We start from the raw sequence: 22,153 nt of genomic DNA, 5'->3' as shown, positions 1-22,153 counted from the left end.
GTCCCTCTTTTCTCACTGTTGGTTATATATGTATCGTACGCTTTTCATTTCAATGTGTCTAATTTATAATAACTATAGAATTAATGCGTGTAGGTTATGAAGAAAGGGGAGAAGGAGAAAATGGAGCTTCATCAAATTGACAACTTCATTGCGGCGGCAGCTCATCAGCATTTCACAAATGCGGCAAAAGAAAGAATGATTTCTCAGCCGGCATTAAGCCGATCGATTATCAGGCTTGAAGAAGAATTAGGCGCGCCGTTATTTTACAGAGAGACAAAAGCCGTCCGGCTGACAAGGCACGGAGAGCAGTTCTTAATAAAAGCAAAACAAGCGAGAAGAGCTTTGAATGAAGGCGTTGAACAAGTGAAAAAGAATATGAGCCTGGAGCACGGCGAAATATCTGTATCATTTCTTCATACGCTCGGGATGCGCTTAATGCCTCAGCTGATTGCCGAATTTAAAAAGCTATACCCAAACGTGACCTTCCGGCTTTATCAAGGCGCAAATGAAACGCTTCGCAAAATGGTGGAAACGGGAGATGCGGATATCTGTCTCAGCTCCCCGCCGCTTCCCAGCGAGCTTTTACAATGGACAGTGCTGGAGAAAGAGCCTCTTTATGCGGTGCTTCCTGAGAACCACCCGCTTACAGGAAATAAAAGCATTCAAATGAAAGAGATGCAGGACGAGGATTTTGTGGGTTTTAAACCGGGATACGGGCTGAGGTATATGTTTGATCTGATGTGCCGGGATTTGAATATACACCCGCATCTCGCATTTGAAGGAGAGGAAGTGTCAACCATATTAGGACTGACCGCCGCGGGTCTGGGGGCTGCAGTGCTGCCGAAAACCGCGGAGCATTCATACTTTCCGGTCGTTTTTCTTCCGGTTGCAGATTACCAATGCGAACGCACCATAGCGTTAGCCCAGCTGAAAAACCATGCTCTCTCTCCCGCTGCTGAGCGTTTTAAACAGTTTGCACTTGAGTATTACAAAGCACGCAACTGAGCGGTAGTTGAAAATAATCAGAAAGAAATACAGAAAACGGAGGAAAACCATGGCGAAAAAAACAGTGAAAACAAATGCTGTCCGTATCATTGAGCAGCAAAACATTCCCTATGAGCTATTAGGTTACAAAACAGAAGGGGGACAGCCCGCAGACGGTCTTTCCGTTTCACAAAAAATCGGATACGCTGCCGAATATGTTTATAAAACCTTAGTGGCATCTGCAGGAACTGATCGTTATTACGTCTTTGTCGTTCCCGTTGCAAAAGAACTGAATCTGAAAAAGGCTGCGAAGGCGGCAGGTGAGAAGAAAATAGAAATGATTGCCATGAAGGACCTTTTGGGAGTGACCGGCTATATGCGCGGCGGCTGCTCTCCGATCGGCATGAAAAAAAGGTTTCCGACTTTTATTGATAGATCCGCTGAAACACTGGAGTTTATGATTGTCAGTGCGGGGAAAATCGGAATGCAGCTGAAAGTAGCGCCTCAAGATTTAGCCGAAGCAAGCGGGGCGGTATTTACAGACATTGTATAAATGTCCGATGAATCTAATGGAATACACGTGTCAAGGGAGAATGATAATGAAAAAAAGATATGAAAACTTGAATGGCGTGAAGAATGAACATGGATTCAGGGACATGTTGAAATGGATGAAAGAACGAAGAGAAAAAAGTAAAGACTTAAGCGAGAACATTCCGAAAGCGGTCACTAGGGATGTCCGTGATGTTGCCGTCAATCGGACGGAAACCGCCATAACATGGATCGGCCATTCTTCATTTCTGATCCAAATACAGGGGCTTAACATAATGACCGACCCTGTATGGGCGCGGCGGATGGGTTTTCAAAAACGGCTGACAGAGCCGGGATATGAATTGAGCGAACTGCCTGACATTGATGCCGTGCTCATTTCACACGGGCATTATGACCATCTTGATTTTCCGAGTATAAAAAAACTGAGAGGAAACCCGGATTTTTACGTGCCTGCGGGATTGAAAAAGCTGTTCAACAAAAAAGGCCGCAAAAACGTTCATGAAATGAATTGGTGGGATCGTTTTGAAATGCGGGGAGTGAATATATCATTTGTTCCGGCCCAGCACTGGACACGGAGAACGCTTTGGGATACCGATACCTCTCATTGGGGAGGCTGGGTCATAGAAAGCAAAAACGGCGAGTCCATCTATTTTGCAGGAGATACAGGCTATTTTAAAGGCTTTAAAGAAATCGGAGAGAGGTTTCGTATTAAGGCGGCCCTGATGCCGATCGGAGCATACGAACCGGAATGGTTTATGCAAGTGTCACATATCAATCCGGAAGACGCCGTGAAAGCGTTTTTGGAGCTGAAGGCTGACAGTTTCATTCCCATGCATTACGGGGCATTCCGGCTTGCTGATGATACAGGCCCGGAAGCATTAAGCAGACTGCACGGCGAGTGGGACCGGCTTGCATTACCTCCTGAAAACCTGAAAGCATTAGCGCTTGGCGAAACATTTTGGCTGTAACAGCAGGTTTTCGCTGCCGACACCAATCGTTTAAAAACGGTTGGTGTTTTGCTGTCAATCAAAGGTGAACAGCCTCTGTATAAAACATGATTTTTCCGGAATCTGCGGTAAAAAACAAAACTTTTTACTCTTTTGTTTCACTATAAAATGAAAACGGTTTCGTACGCGCAGTATATTTAACCTATCACAATTGCTCCAGCAGAAACGGACAGGAAGGATAGAAAAACAGATGAAATACATGAATTCAAGGCAGAAAAAGATTTTGTATCTGTTGTTATCTGAACCTGATGACTACTTAGTTGTGCAAGATTTCGCAGACAGGGTCCGCTGTTCTGAAAAAACGATCAGGAATGATTTGAACACGATTGAAGATTTCCTGAATGAACATGCTCAAGCTCAGCTGATCCGCAAACCGGGATTAGGCGTCTATTTACATATATCTGAACAGGAAAGGTCACGGTTAAGCCGGCAAATTTATAATGAGTACTTTACATGCAGGCACAAGACCGATGAAGAAAGAATACTTCACATCGCTTATGATTTATTAATGAATTCAAAGCCCGTTTCCGCAAAAGAAATTGCCGCACAGCATTTTGTAAACAGAGCTTCGATTAAAAAGGATGTAAGTGCGGTTGAAGAGTGGCTGAAGCGATTTGATCTCACGCTGGTTTCTAAACAGCGGCTCGGCTTAAAGATTGAAGGGGACGAAAAAAACAAAAGAAAAGCATTGGCGCGAATTTCAGATTTGATTGATAATACGGAGTTTACAAGCCAATTTATAAAAAGTAAGTTTTTAAGTCATGAAGCGGACTTTGTGAGAAAAGAAATCAAGTTATTACAAAAAAACCATTCTATCTATTTTACGGATGAAACATTTGAAAGTTTGCTGCTGCATACATTGCTGACTATCCGCCGTATCAAAATGAAACAGCCGGTCGCCATTTCTGCAAGACAGCTGGACGCGGTAAAAAAGAAGAAAGAATATGAATGGACACTGGCTTGTTTAAAGCGGCTTGAGCCGGTATTTGCCATACGGTTTCCTGAGGAAGAAGCCGTCTATTTAACTTTACATATAATAGGCGGGAAAGTCCGCTATCCATCACAGCAAGAAAAGAAGCTTGATCTTGAAGATTCTGAGCTTTCCAAAGTCGTCAGGCATTTGATCAATCGTGTTTCAGAACTGCAAATGCTGGATTTTCATAAAGACCAGGAACTGATCAACGGATTGAACATTCATCTCGATCCGGTGTTGAAGCGGCTGAGCTATGATCTCTCTGTTTCAAACCCCATGCTTCACGACATCAAAAAAATGTACCCTTATTTGTTTCATCTTATCATTGACGTTTTAGAAGACATCAATCAAACATTTGATCTTTATATTCCTGAAGAAGAGGCGGCATATTTGACGCTGCATTTTCAGGCAGCGATCGAACGGCTGCGCCGAAGCAGTCATAACCCTAAAAGGACGATCATCGTCTGCCATATGGGCATTGGCATGTCGCAATTGCTGCGGACTAAAATTGAACGCAAATTTCATCACATTACGGTAAAAGACTGTATCGCAAAAGCGGAGCTGACAGAGTATATCAAAAAGCATAAAGATATAGATTTCGTCATTTCTACGATAGGGCTTGGAAATGTAACGATCCCTCATATTGTCGTATCACCGCTTTTGGAGTCTGCTGATGAAAAGAAGCTCAGCGCATTTATGCAACAGCTTGATACATCACATCGCCGGGAGCAAAAAACGTTTAAAATGCTGAACGATACGACTCCGTTTCTCGTTTTTTTACAGCAAGAGACAGAGCACCGTTATCAGGTCATTGAAAAGCTGGCGCAGGCTTTGTATGAAAAAGGCTATGTAGAAAAAGAGTATGGCATTCATGCAATAATGAGAGAAAAAATGTCGGCGACAAATATCGGGGCGGGTATTGCTATCCCTCACGCGAACTCTAAATATATCAAACAATCAGCCATTGCAATCGCCACCTTAAAAGAGCCGATTGAGTGGGGGACGGAAAAGGTGTCGCTCGTTTTTATGCTTGCCGTCAAACACAAAGATCAAAACAAGGTAAAGCAATTATTCAGTGAGTTTTCCTATCTTAGCGAGCAGCCGGCATTTATTCAAAAACTGACGGAAGAAAAAAATGTGATGACGTTTTTATCGTATTTAAACTATTAAAAGCAGGGAATGGCTCCCTGCTTTTTTTCTGTTTATAGGGAAAAATGCCGTTATTTCCGGAACTTATGGTAAAAAAACGCGCTTATCACAGGCTGATTTCAGTATAAAGTTGAGACAAGATCTTGAAATTCAGACTGCAAAGGAGGATTTATATGAAACTGTTAGCGATTACTTCATGTCCGAACGGCATTGCCCATACGTATATGGCTGCTGAAAATTTACAAAAAGCAGCCGGCAGATTAGGCGTTGAGATCAAAGTGGAAACCCAGGGCGGAATCGGGGTGGAAAATAGGCTGACCGAAGAGGAAATCCGGGAAGCAGACGCAATCATTATCGCGGCGGACCGTTCGGTGAACAAAGACCGATTCGCGGGAAAAAAGCTGTTGGCCGTCGGGGTTCAGGAAGGCATCCGCAAACCGGAAGAATTAATTCAAAAAGCGCTTAGCGGTGAAGTGCCGGTCTATCAATCTGCTTCAAAAGCTGAATCCGCAAGTCAGCAGGGCAAAAAACAAAACCCGATTTACCGTCATTTAATGAACGGCGTTTCTTTTATGGTTCCTTTCATTGTCGTCGGCGGATTATTGATAGCGGTTGCATTGACGCTTGGAGGAGAAAAAACACCAAAGGGCTTAGTCATTCCGGACGAGTCTTTTTGGAAAACGATTGAACAGATCGGCAGTGCTTCTTTTTCATTCATGATCCCGATTTTAGCCGGGTACATCGCGTTCAGTATCGCTGATAAGCCGGGTCTTGTCCCCGGAATGATCGGCGGATATATTGCGGCATCCGGCAGCTTTTACGACAGTGCAAGCGGCGCAGGATTCCTCGGAGGAATCATTGCGGGATTTTTGGCGGGATATGCGGCGCTTGGAATCAAAAAATGTAAAGTTCCTAAAGCAATACAGCCGATTATGCCGATCATTATTATTCCGGTGTTTGCCTCACTGATCGTCGGTTTGGCGTTTGTATTTCTGATCGGCGCCCCCGTCGCTCATATTTTCGCATCATTAACAGTTTGGCTTGCGGGAATGAAAGGTTCGAGCTCAATTCTTCTGGCATTGATTTTAGGAGCGATGATCTCCTTTGATATGGGAGGACCCGTAAACAAGGTGGCCTTTCTTTTCGGATCGGCAATGATCGGAGAAGGAAATTATGAAATTATGGGCCCGATTGCCGTTTCCATTTGTATACCGCCGATAGGGCTTGGGATTGCAACGTTTTTAGGTAAAAGAAAATTCGCCGCCGCAGAAAGAGAAATGGGAAAAGCATCATTTACGATGGGCCTTTTCGGTATCACGGAAGGGGCCATTCCATTTGCGGCCCAAGACCCCCTTCGTGTGATCCCGAGTATTATGGCGGGTTCTATGACCGGCTCGGTGATAGCGATGGTCGGCCATGTGGGGGACAGAGTGGCACACGGCGGCCCCATCGTTGCTGTACTTGGAGCAGTAGATCATGTACTGATGTTTTTTATCGCTGTAACAGCAGGCTCTCTTGTCACCGCTCTGTTGGTTAATGTACTGAAGAAAGATATGGCGAAATCCCCCGCGCCCGGCGAGGTGCTGCCGTCTGCCGCACCAAATGAAGCTGCAGCGGCAAAAGAAACAAAGGAACCATCTCAGGCTGACAGCCGAAAAGCCGGGATGACCGAAATCAAAAAACTGACTGACATTATCAGTACGGACTTGATTGAACCGCATTTATCCGGCGAAACGAGGGATGACATTATCGATGAAATGATCGAGAAAATGTCCCGTAAAGGTATGCTGCTGTCTGACAGCGGATTTAAGCAGGCCATTTTGAGCCGGGAACAGCAGGGAACCACGGCGATAGGTATGAATATCGCCATTCCGCACGGAAAGTCTGAAGCCGTCAAAACGCCGGGTGTCGCATTCGGAATAAGACGTTCGGGTGTTGACTGGAACAGCCTTGATGGTTCTGATGCAAAACTGATTTTTATGATTGCCGTACCGAAGGAAAGCGGCGGAAATCAGCATCTGAAAATATTGCAGATGTTATCCCGAAAACTGATGGATGACAGCTATCGGGAAAGGCTGCTCTCCGTTCAGACAAAAGAAGAGGCGTATGAGCTTCTGGAAGAAATCGAATAAAGCGGGGGATGATCATGTCTACTGAACCGATATTTTTCAATCCGGTTTTCAAAGAAAGAATTTGGGGAGGCGCCGCCCTGCGTGATTTTCACTATAATATTCCGTCCGAGCGGACAGGGGAGTGCTGGGCCTTCGCCGCTCATCAAAATGGACAGAGCACAGTTCGAAACGGCATGTATAAAGGATGTACGCTTGGTGAATTGTGGGAGCATCACAGAGATTTATTCGGAAACCTTGAAGGAGACCGTTTTCCTCTTCTTACAAAAATTTTGGACGCGGACCAAGACCTTTCCGTTCAGGTGCATCCGAATGATAACTTTGCCAAAATGCATGAAAACGGAGAATTTGGAAAAACCGAATGCTGGTATATCATTGATTGTGCAAAAGATGCGGAGATCATTTTCGGCCACAACGCAACTACAAAAGAAGAACTGATATCCATGATTGAGCACGGAGAATGGGAAGGGCTCCTGAACAGAGTTAAGGTAAAGCCTGGAGATTTCTTCTTTGTCCCAAGCGGCACCGTTCACGCGATTGGAAAGGGCACACTTATTTTAGAGACGCAGCAAAATTCAGATACGACTTACAGATTGTATGATTACGGAAGAAAAGATGCGGACGGCAGGATGCGCGAGCTCCATTTGGAAAAAAGTATAGACGTGATAGACGTTCCATCTGTGCGTGAACGGCCGACCGTTTACTATAAACAAACAGATGATCTGCTGGCAGCTATTTTAATAGAATGCCCTTATTTTTCAGTCGAAAAGTGGGTTGTAAAAGGTGAAGCAAATCTATTCCAGCATCATCCTTTCCTTCTTGTCAGCGTGATCGAAGGAGATGGAATAATGATTGCAGGCGGGCATGAATATCCATTTAGAAAAGGAGATCATATTCTCCTGCCTTCCGGTTTGGGAGAATATAAACTGGCAGGCCATGCAAATTGTATTGTGTCTCATCTGTGATCCTCAAAACCCTTCTCTAGCATCAGAGAAGGGTTTCTCATCACTTTTGCAAAAATACCGAAATTTCCTGCGTATCAGTGGTTCGTTCCTGAATTTATTCTCTCAATTTGTATATCTCCCTAGCCATCGATTCAAGTATGTACATAGCGGGGATTTGGGTGGTGACATTCGCATTTTCAACCCATTCTTCCGTCACGTAATATGAAATATTCACATCGGACATTTTGGCAATGGTTGAATGTTTATGATTTGTAATACTGATGACCCGGCTGCCTTCTTGTTTCAGCTGATTCAGATGAGTCACCGTAGAATCTCCTTCACCTGAAACCGATAATGCGATCGTGATGCTGTTATGACGGAAATGGGAATGGGCCGGAAAGTAAGGATCTTTAATATACATTGAAAGTTTCCCTAAGCACGAAAAATATCTGGCTCCGTATTCGGCGAGAATTCCCGAACTCCCCACTCCGATAAAAATGACGCTTTCTGCATCGGCCGCAAGGGCTGCTGCTTCCTTCAGCTTTTCTTCCATCCCTCCGCTTACTGTTCTTTCAAAAAACTCGGCAACGGAATGGTGGGGACTCTTTAAAATCGTTTTTTTATTTGCCTCCGTATACATTTTCAGCTTCACCTTAAACTCCGAAAACCCTTCACAGTTTATTTTTTTGCAGAAACGTAAAATAGAAGCCGTAGATACATGGGTTTCATTTGCCAATTCACGGATTCGCATATAGACGACTTTCTCGCTGTTTTGGGAGATGTAGTTGTATAAAGAAGTTTCAAGCTCGTTAAATGAAGCAATCATTTCGTGTGTGAACATGCAGGGGGATTCTCCTTTTTATGAGAATGGTGAATGTACATCTAATCGTAACATATCATTTTTAAAAGAAACATAGTGTTATATTTATGTGACAAATCACTTTTTGTGTCATTCAAAACAAGACGTCAGCCAATGATTTACGGCGCAAAACAACTGCGGATATAATTCGTTCATACGCTTTATGCATGATCTCTTCAAGGGTCGCTGACAAAAGCGGCCGAAAAAAGGAGGACAATATGAGTATCAAACTGATAGCGGTTGATATGGACGGAACGTTTTTGAATGATGAAATGGCATATAACAAAAAGCGTTTTATGAATCAGTATCGTGAATTAAAAGCGCGGGGAATTAAATTTGCCGTAGCAAGCGGAAACCAGTATGCGCAGCTTACATCCTTTTTTCCGGAGATCGAAAGTGAAATCGCTTTCGTTGCCGAGAATGGCGCTTTCGTCGTGAATGCCGGAGAAGAATTATTCGCGGGTAACATGTCTGAAGACACTATAAAAGCAGTAATACGTGCTTTAGAGCAGTATGAGGTGAAAAATGTCATTGTCTGCGGAAAAAAAAGCGCGTATAGTCATGAAAATGCCAGTGAAGATGAATATCTGCATGCCAGTAAGTATTATTATGTGTTAAAAAGGGTGCCGCATTTTGAAAACATCGATGATGACATTTTAAAATTTTCCATCAGCTTTCCCGCCGAACATTGTTCCGCACTTCTGAGGCATTTAAAAGACGCCATCGGGTCTTTCGTCACGCCTGTATCAAGCGGGCACGGTGACATAGATCTGATCATACCGGGGCTTCATAAAGCAAGCGGGATTAAGCTTCTCCAGAAACAATGGGGGATAAATGATGAAGAATGCGCGGCCTTCGGAGACAGCGGCAATGATTTGGAGATGGTGTCTGCCGTGAAATACGGAGTCGCTATGGATAATGCGCAGGAAAGCATTAAACAGGCTGCCGCGTATATCACGCAATCAAACAATGAGGAAGGGGTCTTAAATGCGATTGATTCCATCCTCAAATGTGAAAAACCCTTTGTCTGAAAAAGACGTTTTAACTGGAGGTGCTGAACGATGATTAAATTAGTGATTACGGATTTAGACGGCACATTTTTAAATAATCAAGGCGATTTTGACAGAACGTTATTTGAAAAGACAAAACGAGTAATGGAGGAACAGCATGTCGCTTTCGCCATCTGCACCGGGAAGCAGTGTGAAAGGGTGGAAGCTTTATTCGGAGAAGATGCGAAAGATTTTTGGATTTTAGGAGACAGTGCCACACGTATAAAAAAGAACGGCAAGTTCGTATATGAATCTTTGATCAGCAATGAAGCGGGACTGTCAATTATAGGCGCTTTAGAAAAAATCAGCTGCGGGCATAGCATTATCGCATGCACAAAAAATGGCGCGATCGTAAAAGAAAATCTGTCTGAAAGTGAAATGAAATATGTAAATGCCTCTTATGCACATGTAACGAAAATAACTGATTTTACTGAGATAAAAGACGAGTTTATCAAGATTACGGTTCATGATCCCGACGCCAACTGTCCGGAAACGAGAGAAAAGCTGCATGAATTTTTTCACCAATTATATATCGTAGCATCAGAGGATACCTGGATGGACATATCAAATATCGGAATACATAAAGGAACAACAGTACAAGAACTGCAGCGATTATTAGGGGTTTCGGCTGATGAAACAATGGCGTTCGGAGACGGCCGCAATGACAAAGAATTGATGGAAGCGGCATCCTACAGCTTTGCGGTTAAGAATGCCATTGACGAAATAAAAGATGCGGCACACTTTGTCATCAAATCAAATGAGGATAGCAGCGTCATGCATACGATTATGAGAATATTAGCGCTGCAAAAACAATGATGGGCTAAAATCAATGCGGCAGGACTTACTAGGGAAAGAAAAAGCGGGCTATTCTCAGACTTTAATTCACTCCTGATTTACCTAAAATATGTTAAAAATGAATAAATATCTATATTTGACTCGATGACATTGGTATAATATGTATAAAATGAATGAAACGGCATAATATCAAGATGAAAAAAATCACTTCATATCAGACAAAAAGTAGGAACTTCCTCGTTTTTAAATAAATTGGGAGGTGTTTGTATTAGCCCGCTGTTGAGTCCCGCGTATATCATTCTTATTTTTCTTCCGGCAGCTTCTTTTCTGTTAGGGATATTAGGGTATTTCATCTTTAAAAAAGTATGGATGATGGTTGTTATTGTCTTCATTTTGTCCTTGATATTCATGTTTATTGTAATAGGTGCCGAGCCGACATTTTTTATTTGGGTGGCTATGATGACGGGGAGCTGTTTTGTCTCCGGTTCAATCACTAAGACGATATGGACTTTTGCAAAGCGAAAATATTAGACAGAAGAATCCTGTTTGAACAGCTATCCTTTTTGTCGATTGAAGAAAAAGAAGGATAGAGTTATCCGTTATGTTCTTATTTTTTGTCTGTTGTTGTCAGATCGGGCTTTCTGTTAAAAATGTCTGTCTATCGTTTTGTTCTTTTTTAACTAAGCGGAGCACTATAATTGAACTGTAGATACATAGAAAAACAAAAAAGGATAAGGAGGATTTTTATGTTTCAAACCTTAGACCATTTTTTGAAATCTTGGGAGTTCGAAGCCGATGCGACACAGAAACTGCTGAATCATCTGACTGATGAATCACTTAAACAAGAAATCACTTCACAACATTGGACTTTAGGCCGTATTGCATGGCATACTGTCGCTGCCATTCACATCATTACCTCAAACACAGGTTTAACGTTTCACGCTCCGGCTGAAGATTATCCTGTTCCTGCCTCGGCGCGGTTTATTGCTGAGAGTTATCATCAAGCCAGTAATGCATTTGTACAGGCGTTAAAAACGCAATGGACTGACGATACACTTCAAGAATGTGTCAACTTTATTGGTCAGCAATTGCCGAATGGTTCACTTTTGCTATTTTTAATTCAACATCAAAACCATCATCGAGGACAAATGACTGTCCTTATGAGACAAGCAGGTTTACCTGTTCCGGGTATTTATGGTCCGGCAAAAGAGGAATGGACAACATTCGGTTTGGAAGCTCCGAAATAGGATGTTGATGTAAGGGCTCGAATGAATAGATGATACCAATCGATGTTGGTATCTTTTTTGTTTTAGTCTTAGAGTGATTTAAACCGGTATCCATGACATGCAGACGAATCAACAGTTCAAAAGATGTAAATTAAGGTCAATAAATGCAGAAAGGTGATTATGATGATAACTAAAATGACGCGATTCAATATGAAAGACTTCAATAAACCAAACGAACCTTTCGTTGTTTCAGGGAGAATCATCCCTTCATTTGAGGACAATGTTTGGACATATACAGAGGAGAAATTTGCTGAACCTTATGTCAAAAAATATGACGATGAAGACATTGATGTCAGTTATATTGAAGAAGAGGATAAAGCTGTCTTTTTTTATTACGCAGAGAACGACTGTGTCGGCCGGAGTAAGCTTCGTTCTAATTGGAATGGATACGCACTGATTGAAGACATTGCCGTTGCAAAAGATTATAGAAAAAATGGTGTCGGGACGGCTTTATTACATAAAGCGATTGAGTGGGCAAAGGAGAATCATTTATGCGGTCTTATGCTTGAAACACAAGATATTAATGTTTCAGCTTGTCATTTTTATGCCAAAAATAACTTTGTCATAGGAGCGGTCGATACAATGCTTTATTCCAATTTTTCAACAGCAAATGAAATTGCGGTTTTTTGGTACTGTAAATTTTAAAGATAACAGTATTTGATGTTTCGTCATTTAGCGGGTGTGTGTCGCGAAGTGTTCAAAACACGGCTTGAGGATTTATAATAAGGTATATCAATCAATGCAGGGGGAGTTATGGATGAAGTGCGAAAAAATGAACAGGGTACAATTAAAAGAGGGAAGCGTATCAATGGCCCTATAAACTGCGTCTGCCCTCATTAATGGAGGGAAAGTTGTGAATACGCCTTATTCACAGTCAGCTTTACGGCACAACCAAGTGTTCATTTGGCTTTGTGTTCTGTCATTTTTCAGCGTATTCAATGAAATGGTTTTGAACGTCTCGTTGCCTGATATCGCCAACAATTTTCATAAACTGCCAGCGAGTGCAAACTGGGTGAACACGGCCTTTATGTTAACCTTTTCCATCGGAACTGCTCTGTATGGGAAGTTATCAGATCAGCTGGGCATCAAAAAGCTGCTCCTATTTGGAATTATGGTAAATGGCTTCGGGTCGATCATTGGATTTGTCGGACACTCTTTCTTTCCTGTACTCATTCTGGCCCGATTTATTCAAGGGGCTGGTGCAGCCGCATTCCCGGCTCTTGTGATGGTTGCAGTAATACGCTATATTCCGAAAGAAAACAGGGGTAAAGCATTTGGTCTGATCGGGTCGCTGGTAGCAATGGGGGAAGGTGCCGGACCAGCTATTGGCGGAATGATTGCTCATTATATTCACTGGTCATATTTGCTGCTTATTCCGACAGCAACAGTTATCACCGTTCCATTCCTGATGAAACTGCTGGAAAAGGAAGAAAGAATCAGCGGGCGCTTTAATATGACGGGGATTATATTAATGTCTGCAGGCATCGTATTTTTTCTGCTGTTTACAACGTCATATAGAATGTCTTTTCTGATCATCAGTATTCTAGCTTTCCTGATATTTGAAACATATTAGGAAAACTCAAAATCCCTTTGTTGACCCTGCACTGGGGAAAAATGTCTTGTTTATGATGGGCGTCCTTTGCGGAGGCCTGATATTCGGCACTGCTGCAGGATTTGTGTCTATGGTTCCTTATATGATGAAAGATGTTCACCATTTAAGTACTGCGGCAATTGGAAGCGGGATTATGTTCCCCGGGACGATGAGCGTCATCATCTTCGGTTACATTGGAGGATGGCTTGTTGATCGGAAAGGTTCTTTATATGTGCTGACCATTGGGATTGCATTGATGTCTTCCAGTTTTTTAATCGCTGCCTTTTTCATAGATGCGGCACCTTGGCTCATGACCGTTATAATCGTTTTTGTTTTTGGGGGGCTCTCCTTCACAAAAACACAGTTATATCTACAATTGTGTCTGGCAGTTTGAAACAAAAGGAAGCCGGCGGAGTCTGCTTAGTTTTACGAGCTTTTTATCAGAGGGAACGGGTATTTCGATTGCAGGCGGTTTATTATCGATCCGCTTGCTGGATCAAAGGCTTGCTGCCTGTTAACGCTGATCATTCCGCTTATTTGTACAGTAATATGCTCATTCTTTTTGCAGGAATCGTTGTTATGAGCTGGCTGGTAACCATGAATGTCTATAAACGTTCGCAAAGAAATGACTAAAAAGGGAAAAGGATCAAACTTGATAGAAGTTTTGATCCTTTTTTTGAGGAGCTTCCTTATTCCGAAACCTTTTGGCGATCAATGAAAGGGGAGTTAAAGTGAATTACATTTATAAGAAAAAAGGAAAAGAAAAATGGAAATTGTATCATTTCAATCAGAGATAAATGGGAGAATGCACTTATTGAGTTTGAACAAAAAAATAATCAAATTGAGATCATGATCAATTATCGTAACGAGAAAACAACCAAGTTTTCACTGCCAATCGAGACTTTTGAGAAAGTGTATGAGGATATTAAAATAGGCCGGAGAGAAAGTTAATCATTCTGTTTGAAAATGACCATGAAGTTCGTAAGCAGTATGGTTTTAACACGCATTTGGATTCCCCTGTCAAAGTGAAGGTTTTTGGGAATTTATATTAAAATAATAGTAAGAACCTTGTGCAGCGGACAGGGAGTTTCGTTGCTTTATAAGGAGAGGGAACTATGAAAAAAAATATTCACATACTGGGAGCCTCCGGAGTCGGAACTTCAACATTGGGTGTTGCATTATCAAAGCATTTGCCTCATACGCATCTTGATACTGATGATTACTATTGGACAGATAAATTCACTAAGAAAAGAGAAATTCCTGAAAGAAGAAAGTTGCTTGAAAAAGACTTTACAATAAATGAGAAATGGATTCTTTCTGGCGCAGTTTGCGGCTGGGGCGATGATCTAAAAAGTTATTTTGACCTTGTCATCTTCTTATGGATTCCGCAAGATATACGGCTTGAGAGATTAAGGCAGAGGGAATTTCAGCGTTATGGAAACGAAGTGTTAGCCGGCGGCAGTAAATATGAACAATCAAAAACATTTTTAGAGTGGGCTTCTTTATATGATAATGCCGGAATGGAAGTTAGAAGCAAAGCTTTACACGAACATTGGATGGCAGATTTATCTTGTCCATTGCTAAAAATTGAAGGAGATTACTCAGTCAATGAAAGAGTTGATCGTGTCTTGGATTATCTGAATTCAAACTAACGGATGGAGATAACTGCAAAATCCAAAATTCAAAGGCAGTTCCGGCCATTTTAACGGAGCTGTTTTTTTATACCGCTTTCAGTTTGTCTGTTTTGAAGTGATTTATTTTCGGAAAGAAGCAGCGGAATTAATAGAAAACTCACTTCGGGAAACCGTGAAGGCAGGAATCAAAACGGGAGACTTGGCGGTCAATCATCAACGTCAGACTTTGGGGAAGAATTGCAGAAATGATCGGACGTTAAGGCGGAAAATAAGAAGTGAGAAGCAGATCATCAAAACGCAATACACCTCAATTTATATTTTCAGTAAGATCGGCTCTGCTCATTAAAAAACTCAATTCGAAGATTGGTGGCATCAATATTGCCGCAGATCGGGTTAGTGACATAAAGAGGAAGGGATAAGACCCCTTCCTTAAAACCTTTAATTCCTCTAATTTCATTGTAAGATATATTACTTTTTTGAAATGGGTATCCAAATTTCACTTTTAAAAGATGGCGATGTTACATCTTTATGCTCATTCCACAGGATTTCTGGGCCTTCAATTTGTTCATAATGTGACGATGGAAACCATTCGGAATAAATCCGCCCCCATACTTCCTGCAGTGCATCCGGAAATGATCCGGCTGCTTCGAATACAGCCCACGTTGAGGCAGGGACTTCAAGCTGTGATAGATGATTTGGGCAATGTTTCGTTGTGGCTGCGCCAATATAGTGATCAAGCTCTCCGTTTTCCTCTGTCCGGCCTTCAGAAAAGTTCGTGGATGCACTAATAAGTCCTACAGGCGCTACATTAGAAAGCTCTTTTAGTTGATTGATTGCTGCTTCATCTAAACTTTCCCACATCGATGCAATGTCAGGATTCACGCCTTTGAACAAAATAGGAACTCTTTTTTTAATGCCGACGATGCGAAATGCCTCTTTTTCTTCAATGCGATAGTTCATTTCATTTCCTCCTTTGATTGATAACTGGAAGGTCATTCGCGGATAAGCTTTAAGTGAATGGCCATTATGTTTAGCTTCTGATGGTCTTATGCCATGCAGATTTTGAAATGCTCGTGCAAAAGAATCTGGTGAGTGATAACCGTATTTTATTGCAAGATCAATCACCTTTACGCTGCTGTCTTTAAGTTCAAAAGCTGCAAGAGTAAGACGTCTGCGGCGAATATATTCCGATAATGAAATACCTGTAAGGAAGGAAAACATCCTTTTAAAATGATATTCAGAGCAGAAAGCAAGCCTTGCTGCTTCTTTGAAATCAATATCGTTCGTGAGGTTTTCTTCAATATACGTTAATGCGCTGTTCATCCTTTTAAGCGAATCCATTTATTTGACCTCCTTTAACAAAGAATAACAGGAGCGAAATGTATCTACCCGACATTTCGTGCACAGTTTTGCAGGATAACTTATATGTAATAAATTAAGTTATTCACCTGTATTTGTACAGAAAACCACCTAATAACTGCTTGGATTTCATAAGATGAAAGAAAGTTATCATTGTTTTATATTGAATAGAAAAAGACGGAGTTTTCTTGTTGGAGGGGGTTAATATCAATCAATTGAAAGTTGCTTACGCAGAGGTAGATAAAAAATTTCAGTTTATGTCGAGAACGATGTTCAACTGGTTTAATGAAAGAAGGAGTATAAAACCTGTATCAATGGTGTTACTAGATATCTGCGACACAGGTTTTATATGTAGGTAACTAATATTCTTATATATGTAACATTGCATTTTTTATTATGCAATAGTTCACTCTATTTCTGCTTTCAATTTCTCGAACCACTCTAAATTAACCAAGTGATGTGAACGGGAATTTTCGTTCATACGGCGAAAGTAATTGATTGTGCCGGGAATTTCTTGAGTGGTGGACAGGTATTCATCAAGGAGCTCGATTCGAGTTTTAGTCTGATCGATTTGTGATTGGATCAGATCCAGTAATTTACTTTTGTCGAATTCATCAGCAAAGAGTAACGCCCCATAAAATTGCAGGTTCACATATTCCGATTTGGTCCCGTATTTGATCATTAATTTCTCGAATTCTGCCCTTCCCGATTCTGTGACGTTAAAGTTACGGATTTCACGCCCGCTGGTTGAGGGTTTCTGCTGAATCTGTTCAATCAAACACTTTTCTTCAAGTTGCTGCAGATTGTAATAAAATGAACCTTTCGTGAAGTTAACAATGTATTTGTAATGACGTTTTTCCATTAAAGCCAGAAGTTCATAGCCGTGAGCTCCGGGGTTTTGGATGAGCAAGCCAAGGATAAGTAAGGGAATCATGGTTTCATCACCTTCGCCATCCGCGCCTCAAATTCCGCGTACGTGATTTTACCCGAAGCCAAATCCATACTATGAAGGTAAATCTGTTCTGTTTTAGAATAGTCACTATTCACTTTCAGTGATTGCTCCTCTCCCGAAATGGGTTTCAGGATATGGTGCTTTTTCGAAAAAGCCTCGAAATAGCGGTAACCGAATTTGCGTTGTGACGCTGCGTCTAAATGAATGCCATCAGGATTCGCAGTCAGACCTGCCGCAGTAACAAAATAACAATTCTGTTGTTCATTAGCAAAACGCAGCAATTGTTCATTAACCTGTCGAAATTCAGTCGCGTGCTGTCCAAAACCAGTCTTCCCAAGAAAGTCACCAAGCCCTCCAATAATCAACGGTACCTCATCAAGTTTCAACTCGTTTCTTAGCGTCTCGATGACAAGAGTTATTTTCTCGTAATAAGTTTCATGCAGCGAACGATAACTGTCACTCTCACCTTGGTGCCAAAGGATTCCGCAAATTTGACTGGATTGGAGGGCGAAGCGGGCTTCGGACAAAGCATGCTGAAAAAGGATGCCTGCCGGATGCCAGTCATTCAATGAACTGCCACCTTCCGCACACGGGATCAAGCCAATTTCTTCATCGGGATGAGCTTTCGACCATGCATCTGCAAAAGATGCGGCCAGGCCAACGCCGGAAACCGGACGGTCGTAATTAATCGGCTCTGTCATCATCTGCCACTGTCCATTGCGCAGCATTTTAATTTTTTCATTATAGATAGGGTCTACTTCATTCAAAAATCCACGGCCCGCCATATTCGACTGCCCCAACATTAAAAAAGACTTTATCATTTAATTTTTCACTTCTTTACATCAATATTTTAGTCTAATTAGACTATAGTCCATTCAGCTTGTCTTGTAAAGTTTTAACTAGGTTTTATTTTTTTATTAGTATGTATGAAAAACAAACTAACATTGAAAATTTGGTGGATGTATTTGAGAATTAGCAAGTTCTTTTGCTTTAGGTCTTGATAAACAATGAAAAAACAACAAAAACCCTGTCATGTAAGGGTTCCTATGAGGTTCAAAATCATTTTTCGTAGGAAATACATTCAATGATGGGGGGAGCCCAAATGAAATGGATTGTTAAAAAGGGAGGGCTATGTTGAAGGGTTAAATATCAATAAAAAATTATTAAAAAGGTTAACGATTGTACTAATTCTATTCATTTGTTATGTTTTATTTTTAAATCCTGAAGTTATACTTGAGGAGCAATGTCCTAAAATGCAGAAAAAGCCGGGATGTCAGATCCGGCTTTTCGCTCACTTTCCCTTCTTCTTCCGCTTCTCCTTCTCCGCCCGGTAAAACTCATGGAACATCTTCATCAATGCGCGTTTTTCAATCCGCGACACATAACTCCTTGAAATGCCGAGCTCCTTTGCGATCTCGCGCTGCGTTTTTTCTTTTTTTAAATCAAGCCCGAAGCGGCCGACGATGACTTCTTTTTCGCGGTCGTCTAAAATGTCGATATATTTTTTGACCTTTTCAAGTTCCATGTTGAGCTGAATAGTGTCGATCACATCTTCGCTTTCCGACTTGAGGACATCGATCAGGCTTATTTCATTCCCTTCTTTATCCTGGCCGATCGGATCATGAAGGGAGACGTCTTTTTTCGTTTTTTTCAATGCGCGCAGGTGCATTAAAATCTCATTTTCAATACATCGTGCGGCATATGTGGCAAGCTTCGTGCCTTTTCCGGCTGAGTAGCTTTCAATTCCTTTGATCAGCCCGATTGTACCGATGGAGATCAGATCTTCTGCGTCCTCTCCCGTGTTTTCGAATTTTTTCACAATATGGGCGACTAAACGGAGATTATGTTCGATCAGCATGTTCCGGGCGTGTTCATCTCCTTCAGCCATAAGGTCTAAGTATTTTTTCTCCTCATTACTTGAGAGCGGTTGTGGAAAGGCATTATTTTTCACGTATGATACTAAAAACACAAGTTCTTTCACAATAAACCCGAGCGCTGCAAAAACACCTGTCACCGTCCTCACCTCCACAAAGTTATGTAGGCAATCGCCTATATGTAACTGTATGTGTCGGTAGGGCTGTTTGTGTCTGTACAGGGAAATTAATCAAAATCGGGTTTTATTTATTGGAGCCTCTTGATTTTTGCTGATTGAGCCTGTATATTGTTGAAAAAAGTAAGGGTGAAAACAATATAACCGAAAAGCGCTGAAGAGACGAGTAGACAGATATCATTCATGACAGAGAGCTCCGGGAGCTGTGAAGGAGTATGAATGGATGTGTTGAAACAAACCTCTTAGCTTCGCATCGGAATCATGCAACACGAGGATGATGCGGCGGATACTCCTGTTACCGAGTAAGCTTTGTACCCGGCAAGGCCGGCACCAAACCGAATTGAGGTGGCATAGCGGGCTGTTTCCCGTCCTCAAGACTTTATTGTCTTGAGGGCGTTTTTTATTTCTAAGGGAGGGATAAGATGAAAAACCTGAAGTCTTGGCGGTACCCGATGCTCCTGTTAACCGGAATCGGGATATCAAATATTGGTGAATGGATTTATTTTTTGTCTCTTAATCTTATTGTCTTAAAAGAAACGGGGTCTGCTTTTGCGGTTTCCATCCTTTATTTAATCAGGCCTGCGGCTGTTTTGATGACAAATGGGTGGGCGGGCAGCATCATCGACCGGTGCAACAAACGGAATATGATGATGTCGCTTGATTTCATCCGGGCTGCACTCATTGCCGTTCTGCCGCTGATGTTTACTGCACGGTCTTTATTTTCCGTTTATTGTATCGTATTTTTGATTCAAATGGCCAATGCGATGTTTCGTCCGTGTTCCATGGCGTATGTGACGATGCTTATCCCCGCTGAAAGGAGAAAACGATTCAATTCACTAAGGGCTTTGTCGGAATCAGGGGCTTTTCTCCTCGGACCGGCTGCGGCCGGGCTGCTTTTTATTGCCGGCACGCCGATTTTTGCGATTTGGGTGAATGCGGCGGCTTTAGTGCTGTCCGGTTTCATTACGATGATGCTGCCGAACCTTGAAAATGGGCCTCACGTACATTCTCCCGCACAGAAGCTTTCTTTGGCAGTTTACAAAGAAGATTGGAAGCTCGTCTATCGCTTCAGCCGAACAGCGCGAAACGTCATGATCATTTATTTTTTATTCAGTCTGGTCATGACCGTTATGCCATCAGCGCTTGATTCGCTTGAAGCCGCTTTTGCAAAAGAGGTTCTTCAGCTGACTGATGCCGATTACGGTTTTCTCGTCAGTGTCTCAGGGGCAGGCATTATTGCGGGAGCGCTTGTCAATGTGTTCTTTAATAAAAAAATGCCGGCTTCTTTATTGATGGGAATGGGCTCTTTATTCACAGCGGCCGGATATATGATTTATGCGTTTTCTGACGTTTTTTGGACGGCTGCTTTCGGATTTTTCCTTCTCGCTTTTTTTCTGGCGTTTGCCAATACAGGCTTTCTGACGTTTTATCAAAAGAATGTTCCGGTGGACATCATGGGGAGAGTGGGGAGCTTTTATTCATTAGTCGAAGCCGTCTTCATTATAGTAGTAACAGCGGTTTTCGGAGCGGCTTCTGTCAGTTCTTCCGTCCGCGGCATCGTCATCGCAGGCGCTGCTGTTATGCTGGCGTTGGCAGCCGTTTTATGCTCGTTCTTATTTGCGGCCGCAAGAAGGAGGACTCCTGATGTATTTCAAGCGGATCAATTTAAACAAACATAAAGAGACGGCCGTTTCGTTTCGTGAGGATTCGTTTTTCGTCAGCTTTGGCACGGCGGATCATTTTAATAAGGATGAATATCTCAGGTGGCTGTCATCCCAAATCAAATGCTTTCCCGACGGTTTTATGCTGCTTTTTCATAACGGGCAGCCGATCGGACAGCTTGAAGCTTCCATCAAATTTTACCGCAGCCAAAAAGACGGTTATGTGCACCTTTACTATATGACTGAGCAGCAGAGGGGAAGGAGGTGCGGAACGAAACTGCATCAATACGTGAGGCAGTTTTTCAGAGCGGCTTTGTCATTTTACAGAAAGAAAAATATGGTAGTGGTCGGTTCAGAATGAGAGGAGCCGTACCGCCGGAATAGGGGGCGGTACGCGCTTCATTTTTTCGTTGTTTTTAAAAGGCCGGGAAACTTCTTATAAACGACCGCCATTAAGAAGAGCATATACATTCCGTAAATCCCGAAAGACAGCAGTTTGTTGCTTGTAAATGAAGCGCCTGCGACCGTCACGATCACAATGTTCGGAATTTTGCCGAGCACCGACGCAGAAAAAAAGATCGGCCATCGGATGTTACTCAGCCCGCAGACGGTATTCATGGCAAGCGACGGTATAATCGGAATCAGCCGCCCGAAAAGCACCGCCGTAAACGCGTGCTGATGAAATGAATCTTCATATTGGGCCGCGGCCGGGTAAGCCAGCAGCTTTTTTCTGGCCCAGTCTCTGAATCCGTACCGGACGAGAAAAAACAATGCCATTGTTCCGAGCATCGCGCCTGACAATGTAATCCACACCCCGTTTACAATCCCGAAAACCGCTCCGTTTAAGGCCGCGATAATGGCGAATGGAACAATCGGAAAAAATACGTCAGCTGCGACCAGAAGGATACTCATAAGCACGGCGTACATGCCGCCCGCGCGAATCATGCTGAGCCAGACGTCTTTTTGCATAAAGCCGATCATTACGACAGCAATGATGACGGCAAGACTGAATCCCTTTTTTATCATCTGCACGTTCACCTCTTTTCATTTAGTATACAGCACAAATCTATCTCCTTCTATTAAAATAAGCTGTCCGATAAGCGTATTTGTTTATCAGCATTTGCCGTTTGATGAGAAACGGCTGCACCCGGATTTGGACAAAAACAAGCGGGAAGCGGGTGA

The 22,153-nt window shown here is 42.4% G+C and carries 21 protein-coding genes and 2 pseudogenes; 17 read left to right on the top strand and 6 right to left on the bottom strand.

Features of this window, described 5'->3' with window-relative positions:
* Nucleotides 1-120 precede the first annotated feature (120 nt).
* From MY7_RS11050 to manA, 6 genes are all read left to right on the top strand, one after another.
* A complete protein-coding gene (locus MY7_RS11050) occupies nt 121-1,005 on the top strand; it encodes a LysR family transcriptional regulator (RefSeq protein ID WP_029326058.1) in 885 nt (294 codons plus the stop codon).
* A 49-nt stretch (nt 1,006-1,054) separates the two neighbouring features.
* A complete protein-coding gene (ybaK, locus tag MY7_RS11045) occupies nt 1,055-1,537 on the top strand; it encodes a Cys-tRNA(Pro) deacylase (RefSeq protein WP_007612746.1) in 483 nt (160 codons plus the stop codon).
* A 46-nt stretch (nt 1,538-1,583) separates the two neighbouring features.
* A complete protein-coding gene (locus MY7_RS11040; protein ID WP_007612745.1) occupies nt 1,584-2,501 on the top strand; it encodes an MBL fold metallo-hydrolase in 918 nt (305 codons plus the stop codon).
* Between the two features lie 229 nt (nt 2,502-2,730).
* On the top strand, nt 2,731-4,683 hold the full coding sequence (locus MY7_RS11035) for a BglG family transcription antiterminator (RefSeq protein ID WP_029326059.1): 1,953 nt from the start codon (nt 2,731-2,733) through the stop codon (nt 4,681-4,683).
* A 152-nt stretch (nt 4,684-4,835) separates the two neighbouring features.
* On the top strand, nt 4,836-6,794 hold the full coding sequence (locus MY7_RS11030; protein ID WP_007612740.1) for a fructose-specific PTS transporter subunit EIIC: 1,959 nt from the start codon (nt 4,836-4,838) through the stop codon (nt 6,792-6,794).
* A gap of 14 nt (nt 6,795-6,808) precedes the next feature.
* Entirely contained in the window at nt 6,809-7,756 is a 948-nt protein-coding gene (gene manA / locus MY7_RS11025) for a mannose-6-phosphate isomerase, class I (RefSeq protein ID WP_029326060.1), read from the top strand.
* A gap of 94 nt (nt 7,757-7,850) precedes the next feature.
* Here manA and MY7_RS11020 read toward each other — a convergent pair whose 3' ends face one another.
* A complete protein-coding gene (locus tag MY7_RS11020; protein ID WP_007612737.1) occupies nt 7,851-8,576 on the bottom strand; it encodes a MurR/RpiR family transcriptional regulator in 726 nt (241 codons plus the stop codon).
* A 236-nt stretch (nt 8,577-8,812) separates the two neighbouring features.
* Here MY7_RS11020 and MY7_RS11015 point away from each other — a divergent pair, with 236 nt between their 5' ends.
* The 9 genes and pseudogenes from MY7_RS11015 (at nt 8,813) to MY7_RS10985 (ending at nt 14,967) form a co-directional block, all read left to right on the top strand.
* Nucleotides 8,813-9,625: a Cof-type HAD-IIB family hydrolase gene (locus tag MY7_RS11015; RefSeq protein WP_007612733.1), complete on the top strand. Its 813-nt coding sequence runs from the start codon at nt 8,813-8,815 to the stop codon at nt 9,623-9,625.
* Nucleotides 9,626-9,655: 30 nt separating this feature from the next.
* Nucleotides 9,656-10,459, top strand: coding sequence for an HAD-IIB family hydrolase (locus tag MY7_RS11010; RefSeq protein WP_007612725.1), 804 nt, complete (start codon nt 9,656-9,658; stop codon nt 10,457-10,459).
* A 231-nt stretch (nt 10,460-10,690) separates the two neighbouring features.
* Entirely contained in the window at nt 10,691-10,969 is a 279-nt protein-coding gene (locus tag MY7_RS11005; RefSeq protein ID WP_307773981.1) for a DUF2651 family protein, read from the top strand.
* Nucleotides 10,970-11,184: 215 nt separating this feature from the next.
* The gene (locus MY7_RS11000; protein WP_007612723.1) at nt 11,185-11,685 is read left to right on the top strand and encodes a DinB family protein; all 501 of its coding nucleotides are present in this window, start codon (nt 11,185-11,187) and stop codon (nt 11,683-11,685) included.
* A 162-nt stretch (nt 11,686-11,847) separates the two neighbouring features.
* On the top strand, nt 11,848-12,369 hold the full coding sequence (gene satA / locus MY7_RS10995) for a streptothricin N-acetyltransferase SatA (RefSeq protein WP_029326061.1): 522 nt from the start codon (nt 11,848-11,850) through the stop codon (nt 12,367-12,369).
* A 112-nt stretch (nt 12,370-12,481) separates the two neighbouring features.
* Nucleotides 12,482-12,544 carry a tetracycline resistance efflux system leader peptide gene (locus tag MY7_RS20155; protein WP_223198294.1) on the top strand — a complete coding sequence of 21 codons (63 nt, stop codon included), beginning with the start codon at nt 12,482-12,484 and terminating at the stop codon, nt 12,542-12,544.
* Between the two features lie 33 nt (nt 12,545-12,577).
* A pseudogene (tet, locus tag MY7_RS10990) lies at nt 12,578-13,948 on the top strand (Tet(L)/Tet(K)/Tet(45) family tetracycline efflux MFS transporter).
* 98 nt (nt 13,949-14,046) lie between these two features.
* Nucleotides 14,047-14,266: pseudogene (locus tag MY7_RS20080) on the top strand (hypothetical protein).
* 164 nt (nt 14,267-14,430) lie between these two features.
* Entirely contained in the window at nt 14,431-14,967 is a 537-nt protein-coding gene (locus MY7_RS10985; RefSeq protein WP_007612719.1) for an ATP-binding protein, read from the top strand.
* A gap of 450 nt (nt 14,968-15,417) precedes the next feature.
* Here MY7_RS10985 and MY7_RS10980 read toward each other — a convergent pair whose 3' ends face one another.
* The 4 genes from MY7_RS10980 to sigK all read right to left on the bottom strand — a co-directional run bounded on the left by MY7_RS10980 (nt 15,418) and on the right by sigK (nt 19,274).
* Nucleotides 15,418-16,290: an AraC family transcriptional regulator gene (locus MY7_RS10980; protein WP_007612715.1), complete on the bottom strand. Its 873-nt coding sequence runs from the start codon at nt 16,288-16,290 to the stop codon at nt 15,418-15,420.
* Between the two features lie 424 nt (nt 16,291-16,714).
* The gene (locus tag MY7_RS10975; protein ID WP_007612713.1) at nt 16,715-17,242 is read right to left on the bottom strand and encodes a PadR family transcriptional regulator; all 528 of its coding nucleotides are present in this window, start codon (nt 17,240-17,242) and stop codon (nt 16,715-16,717) included.
* Nucleotides 17,239-18,081, bottom strand: coding sequence for a sialate O-acetylesterase (locus MY7_RS10970; protein WP_007612711.1), 843 nt, complete (start codon nt 18,079-18,081; stop codon nt 17,239-17,241). Before MY7_RS10970 ends, MY7_RS10975 begins: the two co-directional genes overlap by 4 nt.
* A gap of 470 nt (nt 18,082-18,551) precedes the next feature.
* Nucleotides 18,552-19,274, bottom strand: a complete 723-nt coding sequence (sigK, locus tag MY7_RS10965) for an RNA polymerase sporulation sigma factor SigK (RefSeq protein ID WP_029326062.1) — start codon at nt 19,272-19,274, stop codon at nt 18,552-18,554.
* 458 nt (nt 19,275-19,732) lie between these two features.
* On the opposite strand from sigK, the gene MY7_RS10960 reads away from it, so the two are divergent.
* Both MY7_RS10960 and MY7_RS10955 read left to right on the top strand, forming a co-directional pair.
* Nucleotides 19,733-20,989, top strand: a complete 1,257-nt coding sequence (locus tag MY7_RS10960) for an MFS transporter (RefSeq protein WP_007612707.1) — start codon at nt 19,733-19,735, stop codon at nt 20,987-20,989.
* Nucleotides 20,955-21,332 (top strand): GNAT family N-acetyltransferase, encoded by a 378-nt coding sequence (locus tag MY7_RS10955; RefSeq protein WP_007612702.1) that lies wholly within the window; start codon nt 20,955-20,957, stop codon nt 21,330-21,332. The genes MY7_RS10960 and MY7_RS10955 overlap by 35 nt, the downstream gene beginning before the upstream one ends.
* 38 nt (nt 21,333-21,370) lie before the next feature.
* Here MY7_RS10955 and MY7_RS10950 read toward each other — a convergent pair whose 3' ends face one another.
* Complete coding sequence (locus MY7_RS10950; RefSeq protein ID WP_029326063.1) at nt 21,371-21,997, bottom strand: TVP38/TMEM64 family protein; 627 nt, start codon at nt 21,995-21,997, stop codon at nt 21,371-21,373.
* Between the last annotated feature and the right edge of the window lie 156 nt (nt 21,998-22,153).

Source organism: Bacillus sp. 5B6, from assembly GCF_000259405.1.
GTDB classification, from domain to species: Bacteria; Bacillota; Bacilli; order Bacillales; family Bacillaceae; genus Bacillus; species Bacillus velezensis.
The sequence above is the reverse complement of the archived record's forward strand: the minus strand, read 5'-3'. Positions and strand labels throughout refer to the sequence as shown.